20 protein-coding genes and 1 tRNA gene are annotated in these 19,218 nt (G+C 69.7%); 9 read left to right on the top strand and 12 right to left on the bottom strand.

Annotation, left to right across the window (positions count from 1 at the left end):
- Nucleotides 1–54: 54 nt before the first annotated feature.
- A complete protein-coding gene (locus AB4Z18_RS11830) occupies nt 55–807 on the top strand; it encodes a gamma-glutamyl-gamma-aminobutyrate hydrolase family protein (protein WP_441782872.1) in 753 nt (250 codons plus the stop codon).
- Nucleotides 808–846: 39 nt separating this feature from the next.
- Here the strand turns inward: AB4Z18_RS11830 and AB4Z18_RS11825 are convergent, their stop codons facing one another.
- From AB4Z18_RS11825 to AB4Z18_RS11795, 7 genes are all read right to left on the bottom strand, one after another.
- Nucleotides 847–1,479, bottom strand: a complete 633-nt coding sequence (locus AB4Z18_RS11825; RefSeq protein ID WP_441782871.1) for a protein-L-isoaspartate(D-aspartate) O-methyltransferase — start codon at nt 1,477–1,479, stop codon at nt 847–849.
- 37 nt (nt 1,480–1,516) lie between these two features.
- Complete coding sequence (locus tag AB4Z18_RS11820) at nt 1,517–2,512, bottom strand: N-acetylglucosamine kinase (RefSeq protein WP_441782870.1); 996 nt, start codon at nt 2,510–2,512, stop codon at nt 1,517–1,519.
- A complete protein-coding gene (locus AB4Z18_RS11815) occupies nt 2,509–3,780 on the bottom strand; it encodes a 6-phospho-beta-glucosidase (RefSeq protein WP_441782869.1) in 1,272 nt (423 codons plus the stop codon). The genes AB4Z18_RS11820 and AB4Z18_RS11815 overlap by 4 nt, the downstream gene beginning before the upstream one ends.
- 3 nt (nt 3,781–3,783) lie before the next feature.
- Nucleotides 3,784–4,692, bottom strand: a complete 909-nt coding sequence (locus AB4Z18_RS11810) for a carbohydrate ABC transporter permease (RefSeq protein ID WP_441782868.1) — start codon at nt 4,690–4,692, stop codon at nt 3,784–3,786.
- Nucleotides 4,689–5,672, bottom strand: a complete 984-nt coding sequence (locus AB4Z18_RS11805; protein ID WP_441782867.1) for a carbohydrate ABC transporter permease — start codon at nt 5,670–5,672, stop codon at nt 4,689–4,691. The genes AB4Z18_RS11810 and AB4Z18_RS11805 overlap by 4 nt, the downstream gene beginning before the upstream one ends.
- 11 nt (nt 5,673–5,683) lie before the next feature.
- The gene (locus AB4Z18_RS11800; protein ID WP_441782866.1) at nt 5,684–7,015 is read right to left on the bottom strand and encodes an ABC transporter substrate-binding protein; all 1,332 of its coding nucleotides are present in this window, start codon (nt 7,013–7,015) and stop codon (nt 5,684–5,686) included.
- A 104-nt stretch (nt 7,016–7,119) separates the two neighbouring features.
- The gene (locus AB4Z18_RS11795; RefSeq protein ID WP_441782865.1) at nt 7,120–8,265 is read right to left on the bottom strand and encodes an ROK family transcriptional regulator; all 1,146 of its coding nucleotides are present in this window, start codon (nt 8,263–8,265) and stop codon (nt 7,120–7,122) included.
- 237 nt (nt 8,266–8,502) lie between these two features.
- Here AB4Z18_RS11795 and AB4Z18_RS11790 point away from each other — a divergent pair, with 237 nt between their 5' ends.
- The gene (locus AB4Z18_RS11790; protein ID WP_441782864.1) at nt 8,503–8,700 is read left to right on the top strand and encodes a hypothetical protein; all 198 of its coding nucleotides are present in this window, start codon (nt 8,503–8,505) and stop codon (nt 8,698–8,700) included.
- A 19-nt stretch (nt 8,701–8,719) separates the two neighbouring features.
- On the opposite strand, the gene AB4Z18_RS11785 is transcribed toward AB4Z18_RS11790, so the two are convergent.
- Nucleotides 8,720–9,715, bottom strand: a complete 996-nt coding sequence (locus AB4Z18_RS11785; RefSeq protein WP_441782863.1) for an SDR family oxidoreductase — start codon at nt 9,713–9,715, stop codon at nt 8,720–8,722.
- Between the two features lie 158 nt (nt 9,716–9,873).
- Here AB4Z18_RS11785 and AB4Z18_RS11780 point away from each other — a divergent pair, with 158 nt between their 5' ends.
- Both AB4Z18_RS11780 and AB4Z18_RS11775 read left to right on the top strand, forming a co-directional pair.
- The gene (locus AB4Z18_RS11780; protein WP_441782862.1) at nt 9,874–11,121 is read left to right on the top strand and encodes a mechanosensitive ion channel family protein; all 1,248 of its coding nucleotides are present in this window, start codon (nt 9,874–9,876) and stop codon (nt 11,119–11,121) included.
- Nucleotides 11,118–11,546, top strand: a complete 429-nt coding sequence (locus tag AB4Z18_RS11775; RefSeq protein WP_441782861.1) for a hypothetical protein — start codon at nt 11,118–11,120, stop codon at nt 11,544–11,546. The genes AB4Z18_RS11780 and AB4Z18_RS11775 overlap by 4 nt, the downstream gene beginning before the upstream one ends.
- Nucleotide 11,547: 1 nt before the next feature.
- On the opposite strand, the gene AB4Z18_RS11770 is transcribed toward AB4Z18_RS11775, so the two are convergent.
- Nucleotides 11,548–12,273: an alpha/beta fold hydrolase gene (locus tag AB4Z18_RS11770; protein ID WP_441782860.1), complete on the bottom strand. Its 726-nt coding sequence runs from the start codon at nt 12,271–12,273 to the stop codon at nt 11,548–11,550.
- A gap of 355 nt (nt 12,274–12,628) precedes the next feature.
- On the opposite strand from AB4Z18_RS11770, the gene AB4Z18_RS11765 reads away from it, so the two are divergent.
- From AB4Z18_RS11765 to msrA, 3 genes are read left to right on the top strand one after another with little or no spacing between them, the layout of a single operon-like run.
- Complete coding sequence (locus AB4Z18_RS11765; RefSeq protein ID WP_441782859.1) at nt 12,629–13,501, top strand: hypothetical protein; 873 nt, start codon at nt 12,629–12,631, stop codon at nt 13,499–13,501.
- A 36-nt stretch (nt 13,502–13,537) separates the two neighbouring features.
- Nucleotides 13,538–13,984 carry a peptide-methionine (R)-S-oxide reductase MsrB gene (gene msrB, locus AB4Z18_RS11760; protein ID WP_441782858.1) on the top strand — a complete coding sequence of 149 codons (447 nt, stop codon included), beginning with the start codon at nt 13,538–13,540 and terminating at the stop codon, nt 13,982–13,984.
- Nucleotides 13,985–13,996: 12 nt separating this feature from the next.
- On the top strand, nt 13,997–14,506 hold the full coding sequence (gene msrA, locus AB4Z18_RS11755) for a peptide-methionine (S)-S-oxide reductase MsrA (protein WP_441782857.1): 510 nt from the start codon (nt 13,997–13,999) through the stop codon (nt 14,504–14,506).
- A 28-nt stretch (nt 14,507–14,534) separates the two neighbouring features.
- Here msrA and rlmC read toward each other — a convergent pair whose 3' ends face one another.
- The 3 genes from rlmC to AB4Z18_RS11740 all read right to left on the bottom strand — a co-directional run bounded on the left by rlmC (nt 14,535) and on the right by AB4Z18_RS11740 (nt 16,466).
- Nucleotides 14,535–15,662: a 23S rRNA (uracil(747)-C(5))-methyltransferase RlmC gene (gene rlmC / locus AB4Z18_RS11750; RefSeq protein ID WP_441782856.1), complete on the bottom strand. Its 1,128-nt coding sequence runs from the start codon at nt 15,660–15,662 to the stop codon at nt 14,535–14,537.
- 54 nt (nt 15,663–15,716) lie between these two features.
- Nucleotides 15,717–15,792, bottom strand: a tRNA-Arg gene (locus tag AB4Z18_RS11745).
- A gap of 59 nt (nt 15,793–15,851) precedes the next feature.
- The gene (locus AB4Z18_RS11740; protein WP_441782855.1) at nt 15,852–16,466 is read right to left on the bottom strand and encodes an iron ABC transporter ATP-binding protein; all 615 of its coding nucleotides are present in this window, start codon (nt 16,464–16,466) and stop codon (nt 15,852–15,854) included.
- Nucleotides 16,467–16,609: 143 nt separating this feature from the next.
- Here AB4Z18_RS11740 and argS point away from each other — a divergent pair, with 143 nt between their 5' ends.
- Together argS and AB4Z18_RS11730 are read left to right on the top strand one after the other, a co-directional pair.
- Nucleotides 16,610–18,298, top strand: coding sequence for an arginine--tRNA ligase (gene argS / locus AB4Z18_RS11735; RefSeq protein WP_441782854.1), 1,689 nt, complete (start codon nt 16,610–16,612; stop codon nt 18,296–18,298).
- Nucleotides 18,299–18,357: 59 nt separating this feature from the next.
- A complete protein-coding gene (locus AB4Z18_RS11730) occupies nt 18,358–19,158 on the top strand; it encodes an LmeA family phospholipid-binding protein (RefSeq protein ID WP_441782853.1) in 801 nt (266 codons plus the stop codon).
- The last annotated feature ends 60 nt before the right edge of the window (nt 19,159–19,218 follow it).

Below are 19,218 nucleotides of genomic sequence, written 5' to 3'. Positions count from 1 at the left end.
CGTGCAGCTGGGCTGGCTGGTGGGATGGGTGAGTCCGGTCGAGAGGAGGAGCGCATGTCCCTGCAGCCCACCCTGGCCGTCGTCGAGGCCACGCGCTTCCGCGCTCACGACCCGGCGTACCACGACTACGTGCAGCTGCTGGTCGGCAACGTCATCGCTGAGGCGCGGTCGCACGGCTGGGACGTCACCCGGCTGGCCGCCGATCGCGGAGCCGACGCCCTGCTCTCCGCTGCCGGCGACGCCGACGCGATCGTCATCGTCGGCGGCGAGGACATCCACCCCGGCTTCTACGGAGGCGAGACGGGCTACGCGAACGAGTCGCGCCACCTCCCGGTCGCCGACGGCGCACAGATCGCCCTGGTCGGCGCGGCGATCGAGCGGCGCATCCCGCTGCTCGGCATCTGCCGCGGGCTGCAGATCGTCAACGTCGCCCTCGGCGGCACGCTCGTCCAGGATCTCGGAGACGAGGCCGGCCACGTCAACCGCGGGGTGCCCATCCCGCAGGTGCTCACCACGCACGCGGTGCATCCCGAGCCGGAGAGCCGCCTGGCCGGGCTGCTCGGCACCGGGCCGGTCGACGTGCGGAGCGCCCACCATCAGGCGGTGGATGCGCTCGGCGCAGACCTCGTCGTCACCGCCCGCTCGCACGACGGACACGTCGAGGCGATCGAGCACCGGGATGCGCCCCTCCTCGCCGTGCAGTGGCACCCGGAGGATGTGGCCGCGCCGGCCGGGCAGCTCACGGCGCTCCTCGCGGGGCTGCGCGAGGAGCACGCGTCGCGCACCGCGGCCACCGCGGCCGCCTGACCTCCCGAGTTCCGACAACTAGTCGCAAAGCATCGCGGATTACCGCGACGACTCACCATTCGCCGGCCAGCCCTGGTCCCCGATCAAGGGCACGAACGCGACGGCGCCCAGGTTCGTCTCATGCAGCCTCCCATCCTCGAGGGTGAACAGCGCGAGGTGCTGAGCGCGCCCCGACGCTCCCACCGGCATGACGATCCGACCGCCCGGCGCCAGCTGCTCCATCCATGCCCGGGGAACGGAGGGGCCCGTCGCTGCGGCGAGGATCACGTCGTACGGCGCCCCGGCCGGCCAGCCGAGCGTGCCGTCGCCCGTCACCACCTCCACCCGGTAGCCGAGTGCGTCGAGGGTCGCCGCAGCGCCGATCGCGAGGTCGGGATGCCGCTCGATGCCGACCACCCGGTGTCCGAGCATCGCCGCCACGGCGGCCGCGTATCCCGAGCCGGTGCCGACGTCGAGCACCCGATCCTCGGGCCCGATGCGCGCCGCCTGCAGCATCAGCGCGACGATGTACGGCTGCGAGATCGTCTGCCCGTCTCCTATGGGCATCGGATGGTCCTCGTACGCGTACGGCGCAGCCGACGGTTCCACGAACAGGTGCCGGGGCACACGTCGCATCGCATCGAGGACGCGTTGGTCCTCGATCCCGCGGGGGACGAGCTGCTCCTCGACCATCCGCGCGCGCTGGAAGTCCTGGTCGTGGTCCGTGCCGCTATTGAACCACCGCGGCCGGTCGTTCCTCCAGGGTGCGTCGTGCGGCCTCCAGGGACGCGGCTCCTGCGCCCGCCGACTCCAGCGCAAGGAGTGCGGCGCCCAGGATCGGAGCGGCCGTGACCAGCTCCATCCGGGCGGCCGGCGCTTGTTCAGCGAGCAGGCGCCCGATGGTGCCGAGCAGCCGCTCGTCGCGGCCGCCGATGACCCCGCCGCCGAGGACGACGGGTACCGGCCGATCGAGAAGCTCCAGCCGGCGCAGGGTGGTGACCGCGAGCGTCGCGATCTCTTCCGCCTGCTCGTCGATCAGGGACGCGGCGATGGGGTCGCCCTCCCGTGCGCAGGCGAACACCGTCGGAGAGAGCCGGGCCAGGTCGCTGTTCGGGATGCGGCCGAAATGCAGCGCCTCGATCACGTCCTGCACACTGCCCAGCTCGAAGGCGGCGGGAACCGCCCGGGCGAGCATCGTCTCCGCACCACGGCCGTCGACGGCCCGCGCGGCATACCAGAGCGCGCGCTCGCCGAGGTGCCAGCCGCCGCCCCAGTCGCCGGAGATGGTGCCGAGCGACGGGTAGCGGATGGTGCGGCCGTCCGAGCGAACGCCGACGCAATTGATCCCGGTGCCGCAGACGACGGCGACCGCGTCGGTCTCGTCGGTGCCCGCGCGCAGCAGGGCGAACAGGTCGTTGTCGACGCTCGCCGCCGCCCACGCCGTTCCCGCGATGCGGGCGCGGAACTCGGCGATCTCGCTGGGCAGGTCGAGACCCGACAGATACAGGTTCGTGGCGGCGATCGGGCGCGGCCCGGTCTGCTCCAGTAGCCGCGCGATGAGGGCGGAGACGAGGTCAGCCGATGCGCGCATCCCGATCACGTGGGGGCTGGAGGTGGTGCCGCGTGCCTCCGCGACGACCGTTCCGTCGAGCTCCAGCGCGACCGCGTCCGTCTTCGACCCGCCGCCGTCGACCGCGATGACCAGTGGCGCGCCATCGTCGCTCACTGCGCCCACTCCAAGTGCTGGCGGTTGTGGGCGATGAGCAGGTCGGTGAGCCGCTCGGCCCTGTCGTACTGGCCGACGAGGGGATGCGCCAGCATCGCCCGCAGCACCCGGTCGCGTCCTCCGTTCACGGCCGCATCGAGCGCGAGTCGCTCGTAGCCGGCGACATGCGCGACCAGCCCGGCGTGGTCGGCGGGCAGCGGGTCGATCGGCAGGGCGGTCACGCCGCGGGCGTCGACGGTCGCCGGCACCTCGATGACGTGGTCGTCGGGCAGGAACGGCAGCGCGCCGTCGTTACGCAGGTTGACGACCTGCACATCTCCGCGGTCCCCGGTCAGCGAGGCGATCAGGTCGACCGCGGCCTCCGAGTAGAAGGCGCCGCCGCGCTGGGACAGCTGCTCCGGCTTGGTGTCGACCGACGGGTCGCCGTACAGCTCCAGCAGTTCGCGCTCGACGCGCTGCACCTCCTCCGCCCGGGTGGGGGAGTCCAGCTGTTCGCGGAGCACCTCGTCGTGGGCGTAGTAGTACCGGAGGTAGTAGCTGGGAACGTCGCGGAAGAGGCGGAGGAGGGAGGCCGGCAGCGCGTTCTCGCCGGCGAGCTCCTCGATCCGGGTGTCGAGGAGCTCGGGAAGGACGTCCCGAGTGCCCCCGGCGTCCGACACCAGCACCGAGCGCTCCCAGGTGAGGTGGTTGAGCCCGACATGGCCGAGCTGCACCTGACCGGGGTCGACGCCGAGCAGGCCGGCGAACCGGCGCTGGAACCCGATCGCCACGTTGCACAGGCCGACCGCGCGGTGCCCCTCCTGAAGCAGGGCCCGCGTGACGATGCCGACCGGGTTGGTGAAGTCGACGATCCAGGCGTCCGGCTTGGCGTGCCGCCGCACCTCCTCGGCGACTCGAAGTACGACCGGCACCGTGCGCAGCGCCTTCGCGAAGCCGCCGGGGCCGGTGGTCTCCTGACCGATGCAGCCGCACTCGTGCGGCCACGTCTCATCCCCGTGCCGCGCCGCCTGGCCGCCGATGCGAAGCTGGAGGAGCACGACATCCGCGTCCGCGACCCCCGCGACGAGGTCCGAGGTCGGCACGACGCGTCCCGTGTGCCCTGCCGCGCGGAACATCCGCTGGCTCATCCCGCCCACCAGTCGCAGGCGCTCGGGGTCGGGGTCGACCAGCCAGAGCTCCTCGATCGGGAGGACATCGCGCAGTCGCGCGAACCCGTCGATGAGCTCGGGGGTGTAGGTGGAGCCGCCTCCGACGACCGTCAGTTTCACGAGTTATCCCTTCACGCCAGTGAGTGTGATGCCCTCCACGAAGACGCGTTGGGCGAAGAAGAAGATGAGGACGACGGGCACGGTGACCAGCATCGTCATGGCCATGGTGAGGCCCCAGTCGGTGCCGTGGACACCCCGGAACGACGCCAGGCCGTAGGCGACCGGCCAGGCCGCCGGGTTCTCCGAGGTGTACAGCAGGGGTCCGTAGTAGTCGTTCCAGGAGGCGAAGAACAGGAAGATCGCGGTCGCGGCGATCCCCGGCTTCGCCATCGGCAGCACCACCCGCCAGAGCACACCGAACTCGCCGTTGCCGTCGATGCGTGCGGCATCCGCGTACTCGCTGGGGATGGTCAGGAAGAACTGCCGCAGCAGGAAGATGGAGAACGCATCCCCCAGCAGGTTCGGCAGGATGAGCGGCCACAGCGTGCCGGTGAGCCCCAGCTGCGACCACATCACGTAGACGGGGATCGCGGTGACCTGCGGCGGGAGCAGCATCGCGATGATGATCGCCGTGAACAACACGCCCGAGCCGCGGAACCGGATCTTCGCCAGGGCATAGGCGGCCGGGATGCTCGACACCAGCATGAACGCCGTGGCGAGCACCGCGTACATCGCCGAGTTGGCGAACCACTGCGCCAGCGGGACGGTCGTGAAGACCTTGATGTAGTTGTCCCACTGGAACGGCTGCGGCCACAGCGACGCCGTCAGCGTCTGCTCGCTCGACATCAGCGAGGTGAGCAGCACGAAGACCACGGGTGCGAGGAACAGCACGGCCAGCACGATGAGCATGGCGTGCTCGGCGACCCAGGCCAGGATGCTCCGGGCGCGGGCGGAACGCGGGCTCGGGATGCGCCGGTGCGGCGCTGGGGGCCGGTCGGTCGTCTCGCCGGGGAGGAGGGTGGCGGAGGTCATTGGGCGCCTTCCGGGGTGAACGCTCTGAAGCGGCGCAGGAGCAGGATGAGGATGACGGCCGCGACCACGAACAGCAGCACGGCGAGTGCGGACGCATAGCCCAGCTGGTAGGTGCCGAAGCCGCGCACGTAGAGCCACTGCGTGTACGTGAGCAGTGAGCCGTCCGGGTAGCCGAGGTTGGTGCTGATGCCCTGCCCGACCACGGCCTTGCCCGACGCCACGGAGGAGGCGACGGCCGCCTCCGTGAAGTACTGGATGGCCGCGATCACGCCGGTGACCCCGGCGAACAGCAGCACCGGGGCGATCGACGGCATGGTCACGTAACGCACCTTCTGCAACCCGTTCGCCCCGTCGAGCGAGGCGGCCTCGTACTGCTCGCGCGACACATCCAGAAGCGCCGCCAGGAAGATGATCATGATGTCGCCCATGACCCAGATGCCGAGGAGCACGAGGGAGGGCTTCGACCAGGCGGGGTCGTTGAACCACAGCGGGCCCTGGATCCCGAACCAGGCGAGCACCTGGTTCACCGGGCCCGTGCCCGGATTGAACAGGAAGACGAAGGCCACGACACTCGCAACGGGCGGCACGAGCGCCGGCAGGTAGAACACCGTGCGCCAGAAGCCGGATGCGCGGCGCGCCCTCGCGAGAAGGCCTGCGATGATCAGGGCGAACCCGGTCTTCACCGGCACCCAGATCACGACGAACCACAGCGTGTTCAGGGTCGCTAGCCAGACGTTCGGGTCCTGGGTGAACAGGTACTCGTAGTTGCGGAGACCGATCCACTGCGGAGGCGAGACGAGGTCGAACCGCGTGAACGAGTAGTAGACCGAGGCGATGAGCGGGTAGACGAAGAAGATCAGCAGCCCGAGGAGCGCAGGCGCGAGCAGCGCGAGCGTCACGAGGGAACGTCGGCGTCGGGCCCGGGAGCGCCGCGCGGGGCGGCCGGTGGCCCGCCCCGCGCTCTGGAGAGTGGCGGTCATGATGTCTTAGCTCACGGACCGGTGCTCAGGGCGAGGGAGTCGTTGATCTGCTTGTCGACCGCCTTGAGGCCAGCATCCAGGTCGCCGCCCTGGCTCTGGTACTTGTTCCAGTAGTCCTCGAAGGACTGCTGGTAACCGGCGCCGAGCGGGCTCGGGGGTGTCGTCTGGACGTTCTTGTCGGCGGAGATGTCGAGGAAGGTCTTGAACTGCTCCGACACCTCCAGCTTCGGAGAGGCCAGCGCATCCTTCGTCGTCGGCACGTTCTTCAGGCCGTTCGCGAGCTTCACGACCGCGTCGGTGTCGGTCGTCAGGTACTTCAGCAGCGCCCACGCCAGTTCCGGCTGCTTCGAGCCCTTGGAGATGCCGATGATGTTGCCGGTGATGTACCCGCCGCCGTACTGGTCGGTATTGCTGTCGGTGGTCGGGAACGGCGCCGTGCCGTAGTCCAGTCCCTTCGCCTGGTCATCGATGAACGCCGTGCGGTACTCGCCGTCGAGGTTCATCGCCACCTGGCCGGTCTGGAAGGCGTTGTCGGCGGAGAACTCCTGGCCGAGGCCCGACGTGAACGCGTTGAGCTTGTCCCAGCCGATCTTGTCGACGAAGCCCTTCTGCCAGGTCATCAGCTCTTTCCAGCCTTCGCTGCCGCCGATGGCGCTTGTGCCGTCCGGCTTCAGCCATTCGGCGTTCGCTGCAGGGCCGTAGTGGGCGGCCGAGTTCTCGTACCATCCCATCGTCGGGTTGAAGCCGAGGGTCTTGATGGACCCGTCGTCCTTGAAGGTGGTCAGCTTCTCGGCCATCGACTCCAGCTCGCTCAAGGTCTTGGGCGGGGCGGTGAAGCCGGCGGCCTGCAGCAGCTTCTTGTTGTAGTAGAGGCCGTACACGTCGGCGAGCATCGGCATCGCGCAGCGGGTGCCTTTGTACTCCGTGTACGACTTCACGGTGTCGGAGAACTGGCTCATGTCGACCTTGTCGCGGTCGATCACCTTGTTCAGGCTCCGGAATGCGCCGTTGGAGCAGAAATTGCCGACGATGTCGGTCGAGTACGACAGGCCGACGTCGACCTTGCTGCCGGTGGCGATGGCCTTCTGCAGCTTCTCGTCGTCCTGGCCGGAGTGCACATCGACCTTGATCTTCGGGTACTTCTTCTCGAAGTCGTCGACGACCGACTGGATGACGCCGGCCTCCCGGTCGGAGAAGAAGTGCCAGAACGACACGGTTCCGCTGAGGTTCTCCGGGGTGCTGTCGCTGAAGTTGGTGCTGCCCGAGCCTCCGGAGCAGCCCGAGAGGACGAGCGCGGCGGCGGCGGTGACCGCGGCCGCGGCGATGAGATGACGGTGTTTCACGGTGGCTCCCTCACTGTGGGTGGGTGCGTGGATGTGATGCGAGTGGATGTGGTGCGCTTGCGGGTGGATGGTGCACGTGGGTGGTGCGGGTGTGCTGCGGGTCGCTACGGTGCGATCCGTGACACTTCGGCGAAGAGCGCTTCGCGCACTTCGGCGATGAGGTGCTCCCGGGCTCCGCGGAGGACGGGGTGGGCCGCGACGCCGGTTGCGACGACGCTGCGTTCGCCCCACCCGGGCCGGAGTTCGGAGGTGACGAGTTCGGCGAGGCGGGCGCCGCCGGCCGAGCCGGTCGGTCCGCCCAGCACGACGAGCTCCGGGTCGAGGAGGGCCAGCACGGGCACCACGCCGACGGCGACGCGTCGGGCGAGCTCGGCGAGGAATCGCTCGCGCGCATCCTCGGTTCCGCTCAGATCGTGGCTCAGCCCGTGGAGCCCGGCGAGCCGCGCGACCGCCGGGCCTCCGATGAGGTCCTGCAGGTCGCCCGCCTCCGGGTCGAGCTCCGCCGCCGAGCGGGGGATGGGCAGGTAGCCGATCTCGCCGGCGCCGCCGGAGGCTCCGCGGTGGACGTTCCCGCTCTGGTCGACCGACAGGCCGAGGCCGTCGCCCATCCACAGCAGAGCGAAGCCGGCGGTGTCCCGTCCGGCGCCGTCGGTGCGCTCCGCGAGGGCGGCGAGGTTCACGTCGTTGTCGATGCGGACCTCGATGCCGAGGGCGTCCTGCAGGCGCCGGCGGATGCCGCGCTTCGGCCACCCGGGCAGCGTCTCGATGTAGGTGAGCTCGTCCGTTCGCGGGTCGAGCGCGCCCTGCACGCCGATGCACACGGCGCCGACGCGTTCCGTGTCTGCGCCCGCCGTGTCGCAGGCCGCCGCGATGGCGGCGCGCACGTCGCCCTCGGGGGAGCGGCCGGCGAGCGGGGTGACCGCGATGGGCTTCTCGTCGCCGGAGGCGTCGACCACCGTCGAGCGGAGCACCTCGGCGTCGATGTCGATGGCGACGGCCAGCATCCGGTCGGTGCGGACCGCGTAGCTCGCGGCGTTGGGGCCGCGCCCGGCCGAGACTTCGCCGACGACGTGGATGAGGCCAGCCGTCTCGAGCCGCGAGACCATCTGGGCGGCGGTGGGCTTCGACAGCCCGGAGAGTTCGCCGATGCGGGTGCGGGTGAGGACGCCGTGCTCGAGCAGCAGGGAGAGGGCGGTGCGGTCGTTGGTCTCGCGCAACCATCCGGGTGTGCCGCGTACGGGGCCTGCCATCCTCATCCCTTCGTTGGAACGATGCTTTCGCGTGAATGTATCAGGAAAGTTTCTTTATAGTAAAGCTTTTGTTTCATGAGAGGCCGATTTTCTTTTCTCAGGATGTGAACCCGCCGGGGACCCGGCAGCGTGCATCGAGTGGATGGGAGCATCCGCTCATGAGGGTCGGCTGTCCTGAAAACAGGATCGACCACGCTCGGAACCGTCGTCGTCGGCGGAAAGGGCCTCACCGGAAAGGTGGGCACCATCACCGGTGTGGACGGCAAGAAGCAGGTCACCCTTAACGGGCTCCCGCTCTACACCTTCGCGGAGGACACCTCGGCAGGGGATGTGACCGGGCAGGGATTCGCCGGCATTTGGTGGGTCGTGGAGCCGGACGGCACCAAGATCGCATCCACCTCGTCGTCAACGCCCGCAACCGGCTATACGAAGTAACCGCCGCCCGCCCGCGCGTTCACCCGAACGTGCGGGCGTGCTCGACCAGGCGGTCGAACGCGGCATCCAGGTCCGGGTCGACGCGCTGGCGATCGGCGTCCTCCAGGAACCAGTCCACGATCTCGCCCGCTCCGTGCGCGAACGGCACCTGGGCGCTGAAACCTGGAACCAGCGCCTTCACCTTGCTGTTGTCGAAGTGCATGGAGTGGGCCTTGTCGCCCAGGAGCCCTGGCCCCACCTCCGGAACGGCCGCGGCGATGGTCTCGCTCGCGACGTGCACCAGCTCGGCCTCGACGCCGAGGGCCTCCGCCAGGTAGCAGTAGATCTGGTTCCACGTCGGGGCCTCGTCGCCCGTGATGTGGAACGCGTCGCCGACCGCCTCCGGCCTGCCGAGCAGACCGGTGAAGGCGACCGCGAAGTCGGTGTTGTGCGTGATGGTCCAGCGGCTCGTCCCGTCGCCGTGCACGACCACCGGCGCGCCGCGGCGCATCCGCTCCAGGTCCGTCCACCCGCCGGTCGTCGGGATGAGCGTGCGGTCGTAGGTGTGCGACGGCCGCACGATCGTGACGGGGAAGCCGCGGTCGCGGTACGCCCCCATCAGGGCGTCCTCGCAGGCGATCTTGTCGCGGGAGTACTGCCAGTACGGGTTGCGGAGCGCGGTCGACTCGACCACCGGCACCCGCGACGGCGGCTTCTGGTAGGCGGACGCCGAGCTGATGAACACGTACTGCCCGACCCGGCCTTCAAACAGTCCGAAGTCGGTGGCGATGTGCTCCGGGGTGAAGGCAAGGAACTCGGCGGCCACATCGAAGCTGCGCTCGCCGAGGGCACGGTGCACGCTCTCCGGGTCGCGGATGTCGGCGTGCAGCACCTCGACGCCCTCCGGCAGCGGGCGGGTGCTGCTGTTCCCGCGGTTCACGACGGTGACGTCGTGGCCCTGGGCGAGGGCCTCCGCCACGCACGCGGAGCTGATGACGCCCGTCCCGCCGATGAAGAGTGTCCGTGTGGCTGCCATTGCCGCTCCTTTACGCGATCGTCGGGGGCCGTTGCGCACGGTCCGCCCGAATGGCCAGGCTAGTCCGCTCGCACCGACGTTGCGATGCCTGGTCGCTCCGTCAGCGGTCCGCGCGTACACTCCTTCGCGAAACCCGACCGCGAGGAGTTCTTCGAGACGTGTCCGCCCTGCGCACCTGGCCCGGCCTCACCGTCGCCTGCCTTCTCGCCGTCGTCGTCGCGGTCGTCCTGACCGCGATCCTGGCCCTGATCCTGCGCGGTATCGGGCGACGCAGGCGGTGGCCGGACCTCCTGATCCGTCGCGTCCGCGTCCCGTTCCGGCTGTTCCTGCTGACGATCGTGCTGTGGATCGCCGTGACGATCAGCCTGCCGCCGGAGGTCACCGACGGCTGGCGGGACGGCATCCGTCACACGTTCCTGATCCTGACCATCGCCACCGGTACCTGGTTCGCCGCCGCCTTCGTGGTCTTCTTCGAAGACCTCGGGCTCGCCCGGTACCGGCTCGATGTGCCCGACAACCGGTACGCCCGCCGTGTCCGGACCCAGGTGCTGATCCTCCGCCGCCTGACCGTCGTCGCGGCCGTCGTCATCGGACTCGGAGCGGTGCTGCTGACCTTCCCCGCCCTCCAGGCCGCCGGCGCGAGCCTGCTCGCCTCGGCGGGCGTGATCGGGATCATCGCCGGTGTCGCCGCCCAGTCGAGCCTCGCCAACCTGTTCGCCGGCATCCAGCTCGCGTTCTCCGACGCCATCCGCATCGACGACGTGGTCGTGGTGGAACAGCAGTGGGGGACCATCGAGGAGATCACCCTCACGTACGTGGTGGTGCACGTCTGGGATGACCGCCGGCTGGTGCTGCCCTCGACCTACTTCACCACCAAGCCCTTCGAGAACTGGACCAGGCAGCACAGCGAACTGCTGGGCTCGGTCGAGTTCGACCTCGACTGGCGCGTCTCGACGGGTGGGATGCGCGCCGAACTGAACCGCATCCTCGCCACCACCGACCTCTGGGACCACCGCACCGGTGTGCTGCAGGTCACCGACGCGATCGGGGGCTGGGTGCGCGTCCGGGTGCTGGTGACCGCCAAGGACGCCCCGACGCTGTTCGACCTGCGCTGCCTGGTCCGTGAACGCCTCATCGACTGGATGCAGCGGCACTCGCCCGCATCCCTCCCGCGCCAGCGGATCGAGCTGGCCGAAGCGCCGGAGCCGCGCGAACGCCCGCCGCGTGCCCGCAGCGAAGAGGAGGGCCGCCTGTTCAGCGGCTCGCCCGAGAACGAGCAGCGGGCGCAGCAGTTCACCGACGCGATCCCGGTGATCCGGGAGGTGGACGGCGAGCCGGTCGCGGTCCGCGCGGACGACGTCCCTCTGAAAGACACCCCGAACCCGGCCCCCAAGGAGGATCGATGACCGACGGACCCGACGAGCAGCACACCCGGCCGGAGGGCCTCGACGACGCGACGGTGGAGGCGCTCGGCAGCCTCAGCGAAGCGCTCGAGGTCGTCGAGCATGCCCGCGGGCTGCTGTACGGCTTCCACCGGCTGACCGGGAAGGCCGACTTCACGCTCGGTGAAGCGGTCGAGAAGCTGCGCGCGGCGGGCCACGCCGATCTCGCGAATCGCATCGAGCGGGAGCTCGTCGGCCGCAACGTGATCGATGGCCGCTGGACGTTCCAGATCGTCGAGGACTATGACGACGGCTACTACGCATTGTTCCGCGACCTCGAGCGGGAAGCGCGCGACCGGCTCGCCGGCGGCCGCCGCCACCTGTTCGAGGCGGAGCTCAAGGAGCAGCGGCGGACGCACGGCGAGCCGGGTCACGAAGCCCGGCCGTAGGTCAGGAGAGGGATTCGGCCGCCGCGACGATCGCGCCGGTCACCACATCCGGGGCCGCCAACATCGACACGTGGCTCGCGGCGGTCTCGACGATGGTGGCATCGGCGCGTTCGGCCATCCTGCGCTGCAGGGCGGGCGGGATGATGCGGTCCTCGGTGCCGACGACGGCCCAGACCGGCAGGCTCTGCCACGCGCCCGGACCCGCCGCGATGACGTTGGCGGCGAGCGCGATCGGGCGCTGCCCGGCGAAGATGAGGTCCTGGTCGGTCCCGGAGAGGTCCTGCGCGAAGAACTCGCGGACGGTCGACTCCTTCAGGAACGCCTCGGCGTCGCCCTGCGGCGCGCCCGGGTAGCCGACGACGTCGAGCACCGTGGTCGGGTCGGGGACGTCGAGCGCTGAGCCGGAACCCGCGAGGAGGCCGACGACGTTTTCGCCCTCGTCCGGGATGAACGCGTCCACGTAGACGAGGGCGCGGACGTCGCCGCCCCCGAGCCCGGCCCCGCTGATGACGGCGCCGCCGTACGAGTGGCCGGCGAGCACCACGGGTCCCTCGGTGTGCTGCGCGAGGACGGATGCGACGTAGGCGGCGTCGCCGCTCACGCCGCGAAGGAGGTTCGGCGGGGCGAGGACGGTGAAGCCGCGGTCCCGCAGGTCGGTGATGACCGGGTTCCAGCTCGACGCGTCCGCCCAGGCTCCGTGGACGAGGACGATGGTGGGAAGTGGCATGGAGATCCTTCGCTCGGTGCTGTGAACGGGTGGATGTGACACTCTCGGGACGGCGCCAGGCTAGGGTGCGCCGCGCGCGTGCGTCTAGCCCGCGCGCGGGCCGTAACCCGCTGTTCACCCGCCCCGTCCCGGTCCCGTCCCTCCCGTCCCGTCCCGTCCCGTCCCTTTTCGTCGGAGATTCACGGGCTTTCGTCGGAGATTTGCCCCGCCAACGTCCAAATCTCCTTCCGCACCGCGGTCTGTCGGAGATTCGGCGGCACTTCTCCTACGTTGCGCCTGGAGAGGAAGATGGCCGACTCTCCACAGATTCGCACCACGGCAACCTTGGGAACCTCCACCTCGACAGGCTGTAGTCATGATCGACGAACGAATGCTGCAGCGCCTCGGCGGCATCGCTGCAGTTCACCAGCTGCGCGCCGGGGGAGCTTCTGCCGAGGAGCTGACCGCCGCCGTGCGCGGCGGCGCCCTCCATCGGCTTCGCAAAGGCATCTACGCGCTGCCGTCCGCATCCCCGGACGCTGTCGCGGCCGTCACCGCTCGAGGGCGGCTGTCGTGCCTCTCCGCAGCGCGCACGTACGGGCTGTGGGGCGGGGGTGACACGCGCATGCACCTTCAGTACGCCCCGCACGCACGTGCAGGTCCCGGCACGGGTCAGGTCCGACACTGGCTCCCGACGGAGGATGGTCGGCAGCTCTGGCGGGTCACACTCGCTGACTGCCTGCGCTCAGTTGCGCGCTGCGCAGACGAGGAGACGGCGGTGGCGGTCTTCGACACCGCGATCACCGCTGGCCTGACCACTCCGATCGCCCTTCGAGCCGTCCTCTCGGCTCAGCCCGCCGGGGCTCGGGCGCGTGCGGTGCTCGCTCGCCCCGGGTCGGACTCCGGCGTCGAGTCGATCGTGCGACAGCGCCTGCAGGCGGCCGGTCATCTCGTTGAGCAGCAGATCCATGTGCCTGGCGTCGGTCGTGTCGACATGCGGGTCGACGGCGTTCTCTTCTTGGAGATCGACGGCTTCGCCTTTCACAGCGACCGGGAGGCCTTCGAGCGCGATCGGGCTCGAGATGCCGCGTTGGGGGCTCGTGGGAGGGCACGGCTCCGGGTTTCGGCGGCGCAGGTGCGGGACGACTGGGCCGAAGTGATCGACGCGATCCGCAACATCCTTGCCCACTCGGCGAACTCACAGGGAGCGCGGGACCATCCTGGTGCCCTCGCGTGTTCCATGTACTGACGGCGTCGCAGCCAGCGCGCCGCACGAGGAGGAATCGTGACACAGGACTACCGCAAGGACCCGGAGGCCGTCTCCAAGTTGACTCCGCGCCAGTACGAGGTGACGCAGGAGGCCGCAACCGAGCCGGCGTTCCGCAACGAGTTCTGGAACAACCACGAGGAGGGGCTGTACGTCGACATCGTGTCGGGTGAGCCGCTGTTCGCGTCCGTGAACAAGTACGACAGTCGCTCCGGATGGCCGAGCTTCACCGTCCCGGTCGAGCCAGACAACATCGTCGAGAAGGTGGATAGCACCTACGGGATGATCCGTACCGAGGTCCGCTCGGCCCACGGCGACAGCCACCTGGGCCACCTGTTCGACGACGGCCCGGCGGAGGCCGGCGGCTTGCGCTACTGCATCAACTCCGCGGCGATGCGGTTCGTTCCGCTCGCCGAGCTGGATGCGGCCGGGTACGGCGAGTACACGAAGATTTTCGAGAAGTAAGGGAGCACGACAATGACAGAGAAGGCAATCCTCGCTGGAGGCTGCTTCTGGGGCATGCAGGACCTCATCCGCAAGATGCCGGGTGTGGTGACCACGCGTGTCGGGTACACCGGCGGCGACGTCCCCAACGCCACCTACCGCAACCATGGGTCGCACGCCGAGGCGATCGAGATCGAGTACGACCCCGCGCGGACCAGTTACCGCGACCTGCTCGAGTTCTTCTTCCAGATCCACGACCCGTCGACCAAGAACCGTCAGGGCAACGATGTCGGGGCCAGCTACCGGTCCGCGATCTTCTACGAGGACGACCAGCAGCGCCGCATCGCCGAGGACACCATCGCCGACGTGGACGCCTCTGGTCTCTGGCCGGGCAAGGTGGTCACCGAGGTGACCGCGGCCGGCCCGTTCTGGGAGGCCGAGCCGGAGCACCAGGACTACCTGGAGCGTATCCCGTGGGGATACACGTGCCACTTCGTGCGCCCGGGCTGGAAGCTGCCGAAGCGCGAGACCGCCGCAAGCTAGTCGCGGCTGGTTCCAACGAGTGGGTCGCTCAGGCGGCCCGCTCCAGCAGGACGGCCACCTCCATGTGACCGGTCTGCGGGAACATGTCGAGCACACGGCCGGTCCGGATGCGGTACGACGGCATCCGGGCCAGGTCGTGGGCGAGGCTCTTCGGGTTGCAGCTGGAGTAGACGACGCTTCGGACGCCGGATCCTTCCAGCCAGCCGGACAGCTCGGCCCCGATCCCGCGTCGGGGCGGGTTCACGATGACCAGCTCAGGCGCGCTCGCTGCGGAGAGTGCGAACGCCGTCGCGTCACCCGAGCGGAAGGCCACCTGCGGCAGCCCGGCGGCCGCGGCGGTCGCCCGCGCGCTCTTCACAGCCTCCCGGCTCGTCTCCACGCCGACAACTCGGCGGCCGGGTGCGGCGACATGCAAGGCGAAGCCTCCGACGCCGCAGTAGAGGTCCCAGACGGAGGCCGGGTCGACGGCATCCACCCACGACGCCACCTGGCCGTACAACTCGGTGGCGACCGCGGTGTTCGTCTGGAAGAAGCTCTGCGGCCGCAGTCGCAGCGACACTTCGCCGAGGCGCATCGGGAGCACCGACTCGCGGGTCAGCACCACCTCCCGGTCGCCCTCGACGACCGCCTTGTGCTCGGGCTGCAGGTTCACGGTGACCACCCGCGCGGACGGCAGCTCGGCCAACAGCCAGCCGAGGCCGGCGCGCACGCGTGAGACCGTCTCCTCCGATCGGGCGACGAACCGCACCATCAGCTCGCCGTCCGGCGACTCGGTCACCAGCACGTACTTGAGCTCGCCGCGGCGCTCGGGGACGCTGTACGGCTCCAGCCGCTGCCGGGTTACGAACCGTCCGAGTACCGGCAGGGCGGCCCGCACGCCGGGGGCGCAGATGCCGCACTCGCGCAGGTCGACGCCGCGACCGGCCTCGTCGAGGATGCCGATCGTCGGAGCCGTGGCCGTGCCGCCGATCACCATCTTGGCCTTGTTGCGGTACCCCGACTCGGCGCTCGCCACCGGCGGGAGCCAGTCGGCGTCGCCGAACGGAGCGAGGAGTTCGCGGGCCAGACGGTCCTTGCCGCTGAGCTGTTCCGCGTAGGGGACACCCATCAGCGTGCACGAGCGGCACACGCCGGCATCGAAGTACGAACAGTCCATGCGGCTCTCGGATCTGGCGTGCCCGAACCGTTCACGTGCGAACGGCCGGCGGGATGGTGCCCCCAGTAGGATTTGAACCTACGGCCTTCTGCTCCGGAGGCAGACGCTCTATCCCCTGAGCTATGGGGGCCAGGGTGCCGAACAAGGCTAGCATCCCCTCGCGCCAGGAGGTGACACCAGCCGTGACGCTCAGCTGGCGGGGACGTTCCCCATCACGCTCTCCATCAGCGGGGCGGCGTCGCCCGGCTCGAAGAAGGCGCTCGACTCGGCGACGATCCAGTACGAGCCCCGGAACACCTGCACCTGCCCGGCCGTCCCTGCTTTGAAGTAGCCCTCGACCTGCGGCGGAACGCCGTACGTCGGCACGGGTTTCGACGCCGTGATCGCCGCGTTCTTGAGATTCTCCAGCTGGCTCGCCGGCGGCTTCGCGACGGCGACCTCGATGACGTCGCCGCTGGTCTGGTTCTTCCAGGCGCAGGCGACCCCCTGCCAGTCGGCGATCTTCTTCTCGAGTGACCCGGCCTTGGGCTCGTAGCCCGGGTCGGCGCCGTAGTTCGGGTTGAAGGCATACAGCTGGTCCGCCGTCATCACCTGATCGCAGGTGAGGCCGACCGGCGTCGGCGGATCGGTCGGCGTCGGAGTCGGAGTGGCGACCGCCGTCGGGTCGCCGCCTGCCGTCGACGAAGCGGTCGGTGGCGTCGTCGAGGATGCGGTCGGCGCGCAGCCGGCAAGTGTGGCTGCTGCGAGGATTCCTGCCGCGGCGGTCGCGGCCAGAAGGGCGAAACGGCGGGTGGTGAACGGCATGCGGCTTTCGTCTCTCTGTTCGGCGCGCGCCGTGCGGGAGCGCGCGTCGCGATGACCCTATCAATTGAAGCGGGGAGGCAATTGAAGCGGGGAGGCGACTCCCGCGGAGAGCGCCCTCCCGGCTCCCGGTAGAATCGTTCCTCATGACTCCCGCTGATCTCTCCGCCGCCCTTCTCGACATCGTGACGACGGTGGTCGGGCAGCGACGAGAGGCCGGCGCCGACATCCCGGACCTCACTCTCACGGTGGATGACGTGCCGCTGGAGCGCCCGAAGAACCGCGACCACGGCGACTGGGCGTCGAACGTGGCGATGCGCCTGGCGAAGCGGGTCGGGGCGAACCCGCGCGAGCTCGCCGAGCAGATCGCCGCTGCCGCTGCAGGGATCGACGGGGTCGCCTCCGCCGAGGTCGCCGGGCCTGGCTTCATCAACTTCCGGTTGGAGGCCGCGGCCGCCGGCCAGCTCGCCCAGACCATCGTCGAGGCCGGTGAGGCGTACGGCCGGGGCGACGTCTACGACGGGCTGAGCGTGAACCTGGAGTTCGTGTCCGCCAACCCGACCGGCCCTGTGCACATGGGCGGCGCTCGCTGGGCAGCGGTGGGCGACAGCCTCGCGCGTATCCTGCAGGCCGAGGGCGCGGACGTGACCCGCGAGTACTACTTCAACGACCACGGTTCGCAGATCGACCGGTTCGCCCGGAGCCTCCTCGCCGCCTACCTCGGCGAGCCAACGCCGGAGGACGGCTACGGCGGCGGCTACATCCACGAGATCGCGGACCGCGTGGTCGCGCAGTACGACGGCGACCTCGCCGCGCTGCCGCGTGAGGAGCAGCAGGAGGTGTTCCGCTCGGCGGGCACCCAGCTGATGTTCCAGGAGATCAAGGAGCGCCTGCACGCGTTCGGCGTCGACTTCGACGTGTACTTCCACGAGGACTCGCTGCACGAGTCCGGCGCGGTCGAGCGCGCCATCCAGCGCCTCCAGGAGCAGGGCCACATCTTCGAGGCGGACGGCGCGATCTGGCTGCGCACCACGACCTTCGGCGACGACCGCGACCGCGTCGTCATCCGCTCCAACGGCGAGCCCGCGTACATCTCGGGTGACCTCGGCTACTACCTCGACAAGCGCGAGCGCGGCTTCGAGCAGAACATCATCATGCTCGGCGCCGACCACCACGGGTACATCGGCCGCATGATGGCGATGGTGGAGGCGTTCGGCGACGTTCCGAACGTCAATCTGCAGATCCTGATCGGCCAGATGGTGAACCTGGTGAAGGACGGCGAGCCGGTCCGCATGTCCAAGCGCGCGGGCACCATCGTGACGCTGGACGACCTGGTGGATGCCGTAGGCGTGGATGCCGCCCGCTACGCCCTGGTGCGCTCCTCCACCGACTCGCAACTCGACATCGACCTCGACCTGCTGACCAAGCGCAGCAACGACAACCCCGTCTTCTACGTGCAGTACGCCCACGCCCGCACCCGCTCGGTCGCCGCGAACGCCGAGAAGGCAGGCGTCGACCGCAGCACGTTCGCGCCCGAGCTTCTGACCCACGAGACGGAGTCGGCGCTGCTGGGCGGTCTGCAGGAGTTCCCGCGCGTGGTCGCCCAGGCGGCCGAGCTGCGTGAGCCGCACCGCGTCGCCCGCTACATCGAAGAGCTCGCGGGTCTGTACCACGCGTGGTACGCAGTGAGGGACGGCTCGACGCGCGTGCTCCCGCACGGCGAGGAGCCGGTCACCGACCTGCACCGCACGCGCCTGTGGCTGAACGACGCCACCGGCCAGGTCATCCGCAACGGCCTCGGGCTGGTGGGGGTGTCCGCGCCCGACCGGATGTGACCGGCCTAGCATGACGCAAACGGCACGAACCGCGACGACCGAACGGATGTGACCAGCGGATGAGCGACAACACCACGCAGGTACTCCCGGCACCCGACCAGCCCGACCAGCCCGGCCGGCGCCGGCGACGGCCGTTGCGGCTGCTGCTCGCGATCGGCATCCCGGTCGTGGTGGTCGTCGTGCTGCTCGTTGTGGTGGACACCGCGGTGCGCGCCTACGCCGAGCAGCGGGTGTCGGCCGAGATCGAGAAGAAGCTGCCTGCCGACATCCAGGGCGAGGTGACGACGCACATCGGCGGCTTCTCCGTGCTTCAGCAGTATCTGTCCGGCTCCTTTCAGAGCGTCGAGCTCGACGCCCCCAAGCTGGTCGTGAAGGGCGCTCCGCTGAGCGCGAAGGTGATCGCCACGGGCGTCCCCGCCGACTTCTCGAAGCCGATCGCGGATGCCACAGGGACGCTGTCCATCAGTCAGGATTCCCTGAACAAGCTGGTTCAGATCCCGGGCGCCACCGGCGGCATCACGCTGAACGACGGCACGGTCGGCTACGACGGCACCCTCGATCTGCTCGGACTCCCCGTCGGCTACACCGTCACGGCGACGCCGAAGGCGGCGGGCGATCAGGTGCTGCTCCAACCGGAGAAGGCGTCGCTGAAGACGGGCGCAGGCAACGTGAACCTCGACCGCCTTCTGCAGGCGCTCACCTCGCAGGGACCGTTCCCGGTGTGCGCCGCACAGTACCTGCCGGACGGCGTCCAGGTCGCCGACATCGCGGTGACGCCGGGTCGCGCGACCGTGCGCCTGACCGCCAGCGATTTCGTCCTCGACGAGAAGTTCATGAATAGCAAGGGGAGATGTTCGTAACACGCACCGAGCGCCCCGCGGCGCCTGGATAGACTTCTTCTGTCATCTCCACCGGCTTCA

Source organism: Leifsonia sp. 2TAF2 (assembly GCF_052115085.1).
Taxonomy (GTDB): domain Bacteria; phylum Actinomycetota; class Actinomycetes; order Actinomycetales; family Microbacteriaceae; genus Leifsonia.
The sequence above is the reverse complement of the archived record's forward strand: the minus strand, read 5'-3'. Positions and strand labels throughout refer to the sequence as shown.